The 5,256-nt window shown below is 68.9% G+C and carries 8 protein-coding genes; 1 reads left to right on the top strand and 7 read right to left on the bottom strand.

Annotated elements, in window-relative coordinates; genetic code table 11:
* The 3 genes from ACHWRX_RS02400 to cbiT all read right to left on the bottom strand — a co-directional run.
* Nucleotides 1-77 (bottom strand): SAM-dependent methyltransferase (locus ACHWRX_RS02400; protein ID WP_394657956.1); only part of this gene is annotated, 77 nt, incomplete at its 3' end.
* Entirely contained in the window at nucleotides 74-439 is a 366-nt protein-coding gene (locus tag ACHWRX_RS02395; RefSeq protein ID WP_394657955.1) for a cobalamin biosynthesis protein, read from the bottom strand. The genes ACHWRX_RS02395 and ACHWRX_RS02400, both read right to left, overlap by 4 nt.
* On the bottom strand, nucleotides 436-1,644 hold the full coding sequence (gene cbiT, locus ACHWRX_RS02390; RefSeq protein WP_394657954.1) for a precorrin-6Y C5,15-methyltransferase (decarboxylating) subunit CbiT: 1,209 nt from the start codon (nucleotides 1,642-1,644) through the stop codon (nucleotides 436-438). Before cbiT ends, ACHWRX_RS02395 begins: the two co-directional genes overlap by 4 nt.
* Here cbiT and ACHWRX_RS02385 point away from each other — a divergent pair.
* Entirely contained in the window at nucleotides 1,643-2,404 is a 762-nt protein-coding gene (locus ACHWRX_RS02385) for a cobalt-precorrin-6A reductase (protein ID WP_394657953.1), read from the top strand. The two genes, cbiT and ACHWRX_RS02385, sit on opposite strands and share 2 nt — an antisense overlap.
* Here ACHWRX_RS02385 and cobJ read toward each other — a convergent pair.
* From cobJ to ACHWRX_RS02365, 4 genes are all read right to left on the bottom strand, one after another.
* Nucleotides 2,371-3,138 (bottom strand): precorrin-3B C(17)-methyltransferase, encoded by a 768-nt coding sequence (cobJ, locus tag ACHWRX_RS02380; RefSeq protein ID WP_394657952.1) that lies wholly within the window; start codon nucleotides 3,136-3,138, stop codon nucleotides 2,371-2,373. The two genes, ACHWRX_RS02385 and cobJ, sit on opposite strands and share 34 nt — an antisense overlap.
* The gene (gene cobI / locus ACHWRX_RS02375) at nucleotides 3,135-3,872 is read right to left on the bottom strand and encodes a precorrin-2 C(20)-methyltransferase (RefSeq protein ID WP_394657951.1); all 738 of its coding nucleotides are present in this window, start codon (nucleotides 3,870-3,872) and stop codon (nucleotides 3,135-3,137) included. Before cobI ends, cobJ begins: the two co-directional genes overlap by 4 nt.
* Nucleotides 3,869-4,498 carry a precorrin-8X methylmutase gene (locus tag ACHWRX_RS02370; protein ID WP_394657950.1) on the bottom strand — a complete coding sequence of 210 codons (630 nt, stop codon included), beginning with the start codon at nucleotides 4,496-4,498 and terminating at the stop codon, nucleotides 3,869-3,871. Before ACHWRX_RS02370 ends, cobI begins: the two co-directional genes overlap by 4 nt.
* A partial coding sequence (locus ACHWRX_RS02365) for a cobalamin biosynthesis protein CobG (RefSeq protein WP_394657949.1) occupies nucleotides 4,498-5,256 on the bottom strand: 759 nt, incomplete at its 5' end. The genes ACHWRX_RS02370 and ACHWRX_RS02365, both read right to left, overlap by 1 nt.

The raw sequence follows: 5,256 nt of genomic DNA, 5'->3' as shown, positions 1-5,256 counted from the left end.
GCGGCGATCAGGTCCCGCCCGCGAAGCGTCAGCAGGTCCGGCGCGCCGGGGCCTGCGCCGATGAAATGCACGGTCATGTTCGGGGTCCTCGGGCGATGGCGCATGTGGCCATCCGGTCTGGGGAAATGTGGCGGCTGGCCAGCAGTTGCGCGCCACCACCGGCAGCGACCAGCGCCACCGCTTCGGCAACGCTGCCGGTGCCATGCGCGGCTTTGCTCGCTGCGGAACAGGATAGGGTGTCCACCTGGCTGAGCGTTTCCGCGTCGATCTCGATCATCGGCAGGCCCAGCGACCGGGCCAGCGGCAGCAGCGCCACTGCCTTGGCCGGGATCGTGGCCAGATGGGTTACGGCAGGCAGCCCATGCTGCGCCAGCGTCAGGGCCGATCGCAACGACGCCTCGCTCGCGGCATGACGGCTGCCGAACCCCGCGACGATCATACCGTCACGCTCCACTGCACCACCGGATAGCGTGACTTCCAGCCCTGCCGATTGCCGATCGGTGCGGCGTCCGCCAGCTCGATCCGTAGCAGCGCGCCGCCCTTGGCGGCCCGCCACTGCGTCAGCAGCGCTTCTGACTCCAGCGTGACCGCGTTCGCGACAAGACGCGTTCCAGGGCGCAGGCGGGGCCAGAGCGCCTCCAGCAAAGCGTGGGACAAGCCGCCACCGATGAATACGGCGTCGGGCGCAGATCCTTCCGGCAAGGTATCCGGAGCGCGTCCCTCGATCACCTTCAGGCGATCGACCCCCAAGGCCTGAGCGTTGGCGCGGGCATTGGCGGCGCGGGCCGTATCGGCTTCCAGCGCCAGGGCGCGGTTGGCCGGATGTGACAGCAGCCACTCGATCGCGATGGAGCCGGAACCCGCGCCGATGTCCCACAGCAGATCGCCTGCGCGCGGCGCGAGGGCGGAGAGCGTGAGGGCGCGCACCGGGCGCTTGGTCAATTGCCCGTCCGACTGAAACCAGCTGTCGTCCAAGCCGGATGCGGTAGGGATCGCTTCTCCCGCTCCGGCGCAGTCCAGCGCCACCGCGACCGGATGGCGGATGTCGTCCAGCGCAAAGCCGCTTGCCATGCTCGCGCGCAGCCGTTCGCGCGGGCCGCCCAGCGCCTCCATCACGTGCAGCGTCGAAGCGCCGAACCCGGCCACATCGAGATAGGCAGCCAAATCGCAGACAGCGGCGCCATCCCGCAGCAGGATTAGTGCCTTGCGTCCGAGGGCGAGGTGCGGGCGCAGGCGGGATAGCGGCGCGGCGTGCAGACCCAGGCATACTGTATCCTGCAGAGCCCACCCCAGTCGCGCTGCTGCCAGCGAAAATGTGGAGAGGGAGGGCAAGGCCGTCCACTCATCGGCTTGGAGCGCCCCGGTCACGCTGCTGCCCGCACCGAACCAGAAGGGATCGCCCGACGCCAGCATCACAGTTGCGTGACCGCGCTGGCGCAGCAACAACGGAATGCCGTCTGCGAACGGCACTGGCCATTCCTCCACCGCGCCGGTAAGCGGCGGCAGCAACGCCAGATGGCGGGGCGGGCCGATGATGTGCGCGGCGGACGAAAGCGCCCGTCGCGCCAGTTCGGACAAGCCGGCCCAGCCGTCCTCGCCGATGCCGACGATCGTCAACCAGGGAGCCGGAGCGGTTTCAGCCATGCGCAAAGTGCTCATCCTGGGCGGCACGACAGAGGCCAGCGCTCTGGCTACGTTGCTGGCGCAACATCGCTTTCCTGCGATCCTCAGCTACGCCGGGCGCACCAGAAACCCGCAAGGCCAGCCGGTGCCGGTGCGGGTTGGCGGCTTCGGGGGAGCAACCGGCCTTGCGCAAGCACTGCGGGATCAGGGCTTCACCCATCTGGTGGACGCGACCCACCCGTTCGCGGCCACGATCAGTGCCAACGCGATTGCCGCCAGCGCCGAGGCAGGCGTGCCCTTGTTGGCGCTGACTCGTCCAGCCTGGCAGGCTCAGCCTGGGGATCGCTGGAGTCATGTAAGCGATCTGGCCGGAGCGGTTGACGCGCTGGCGGGGCCGCCGCGCCGGGTGTTCCTGGCGCTGGGGCGGATGCATGTCGGCGCGTTCGCTTTGCAGCCGCAGCATCATTACGTCCTGCGCTTTGTCGATAAGCCCGAGACGCCACCGCCTTTGCCCCATCACGGGCTGATCGTCGATCGCGGGCCGTTCAGCGTGGCGGGTGATCGCGCGTTGTTGCAGGAGCACGGCGTCGATTGGGTGGTCTGCAAGAACGCGGGCGGCGGCGGGGCCGAGGCCAAGCTGATCGCCGCGCGCGAACTGGGTGTGCCGGTGCTGATGATCACGCGCCCGCCGATCGCGCCTCGTCACGAGGTGCACGATCCCGCCGCTGTCCTCGAATGGTTGAATCATCACGGCACCAAGGCCAGCGATCGCGGGGTGTAGAGCCAGGGTGTCGCGACGCCTGGGCGCGGTATGATCCGAGTCTGGCTGGACCCGACGATCACCATCGTGCGCATGTCCGCCATGTCCGCGCGCGCTTGGGGCAGCGGTACGATGCGCAGTTCCTCTTGCGGAGTGGAGACGGCGCGGGCGAAGAGGATCGGGCGATCGTCCGCGCATTCCTCGCGCAAGATATCCAGCACCCGCGCGAAGCCTTCCGGGCGGGAGCGGGATCGCGGGTTGTAGAACGCCATGGCGAAGTCCGCCTGCGCCGCCAGCCGCACTCGCCGCTCAATCACCGGCCACGGCTTCAGGTTGTCCGACAAATTGATCGCGCAGAAATCATGGCCCAGCGGCGCTCCGGCGCGGGCGCTGGCGGCCAGCATCGCGGTGATCCCCGGCAGCACGCGCAAGTCGATATCGCGCCGGGCAGGATCGCCATGCTCCAGCGCTTCGAACACGGCAGCCGCCATCGCGAAAACGCCGGGATCACCCGAAGACACCACGACCACCCGGTGCCCCTTCCGGGCCAGGTCGATGGCCAGGTTCGCGCGATCGATCTCCACCCGGTTGTCGGACGGATGCAGGGTCAGCCCCTCTCGCGCGGGAACGCGGGCGACGTAGGGGACGTAGCCGATCACGTCCGTCGCCTCGGCCAGCGCGGCGCTGACTTCGGGCGTCACCAGCATATCGTCCCCGGGCCCGAGCCCCGCGATTGCCAACCACCCGCCGCTCATGGCCGCCGTCCCTGGCCGTGGATCAAAAGGATCGAGAAGTAGGGCGTCACTTCCGTGGCCTCGGTCAGCGGGATCACGCGCTGCTCGGGCATCGCGGCGTATTCCACCAGCCAGGCCGCTTTCTCCCGCCCAGCCGCCGCCACGGCGCGGCGCAGCTTTGGCAAGTTGCGGCCGATCTTCATCACGACGAGTGAATCCGTGTCGCGAATGCGGCGGATCAGCTCGTCCTCGGGCAGGGTGGCCATGGCGACGGTCAGTACGTCATCACCCCAGGTGATGGGCATCCCGGTGGCGGTCCAGGCCCCGGTCATCCCGGTGATCCCGGGAACGACATGAACCGGTACCCGATCCATCAGGCGGGAGTGTAAGTGCATGAACGAGCCGTAGAAAAACGGATCGCCCTCGCACAGCACCACCACGTCCTCCCCGGCCAGGGCGAGGGCGGACAGCCGCTCGGTGCATTCGGCGTAGAAGGCGGAGAGCGAGGCGTTGTAGCGGGGATCGGCCAGCGGGATCTCGGTCGTCACCGGATATTCCATGGCAATTTCCACCACATCGTCGCGCAGCATGCCCTCGGCGATGCGGCGGGCTTGGCCGGGCCGACCAGCCTTGCGGAAGTAGGCGACATGACGCGTGCCGCGCACCAAGCGATCGGCGCGGACGCTCAGCAGGTCCTGCGCCCCCGGCCCCAGGCCGACGCCGTGGATCGTGCCCAGCTTGATCGGCACGTTCATTCCGCGCGGCTCCCAACGGCATTGATCGCAGCGACAGTGATCGCGCTGCCGCCCAACCGTCCCTCGACGATGCAGCAGGGCACGGGCTGCTCCTGCCAGAGCGCCGCTTTCGATTCGACCGCGCCCACGAAACCAACCGGGCAGCCGATGATCGCGGCGGGGCGGGGGCAGGCGGGGTCTTCCAGCATGTTGATCAAGTGGAACAAAGCCGTGGGCGCGTTGCCGATGGCGACGACCGCTCCCGCCAGATGCGGCCGCCACAGTTCCAGTGCGGCGGCGGAGCGGGTGTTCGCCATCGCCCGTGCCAGATCCGGAACTAGCGGGTCGTGCAGGGTGCATACGATCGGATTGGCGGCGGGCAGGCGCGTGCGGGTGATGCCTTCGGAAACCATGCGCGCATCGCACAGGATCGGCGCGCCGCCATCCAAGGCCGCGCGCGCGGTGGCTGCGAAGCCTGCGGAGAAGCGGATGTGCGGCGCCAGATCGACCATCCCCGCGGCATGGATCATGCGAACGGCGATCGGCTCTTCCTCGGGTGAGAAGCGGGCAAGATCGGCCTCGGCGCGGATCGTGGCGAAGGAATGGCGATAGATTGCGGCGCCATCAGTCTCGTAGGCGTGGGGCATCAGCGGGTTTCCAGAAGTGCGGGAATGTGATCGGGATGGAGGCCGGGAATGTCCGCGTGATCGCCGGCGCGGGCGTTGCGCGAAAGGTCGAAGCGACCCTCTCGGCCAGTCAGCACCAATGCCGTCTTGCGCGAGCAGGCACAGCTTTTGGCGCAGCCGGAGACGTGCAGGCTCTCCTGCATCAGCGGGGCCAATTGTCGAGCCAGGTCTCGGGTGGCGATGGTGGCCTGCGGGCAGAACGGCGCGCCGGGACAGGCCTCCACGCGCAGCAGCGGATCGGCGGGATCGGCGATCAGGCCGGGGTGCTCGCCGGCGCTTCCGCCTTCGAGGATCACCAGCCGCCAAGGGGTGAGGCGCAGGGACGTGGCACCGGCAGAGGTTACGGCGTGGGCCAGGCGATCGGCTTCGATCTGGCTGAAGGGAACGCCATACGCGAAACCGGCGCAGACGGGGCCGGGTTGAGCGCGCGCGGCGGGTGGGGCGGGCCGGGCATCACCCTGGGCCCAGGGCGGCAGGGGGGCATCATGGCGCACCATGCGGCCCGCCGCCGCTCCGCCGCTGTCGTGAAACCAGTGAGCCAAGGCGATGAGGCGATCGATCGCCTCGGCTTCGCTGACTTCCACGCCCTTTTCCCGTCCCGCCGCGCGCAGGATCAGGCCGCCAGACTCGCCGCGCTCGATCCGAAAATCGCCCGGCTCATCCAGCAAGACGGGAGCGTCCCCGGCGTCGATGACGAAGCCCATCTTGGAAGGCAGGTC

This window comes from uncultured Novosphingobium sp., assembly GCF_964277725.1.
GTDB lineage: Bacteria > Pseudomonadota > Alphaproteobacteria > Sphingomonadales > Sphingomonadaceae > Novosphingobium > Novosphingobium fluoreni.
Note: the sequence above shows the minus strand (reverse complement) of the source record. Positions and strands in the feature narration are given on the sequence as shown.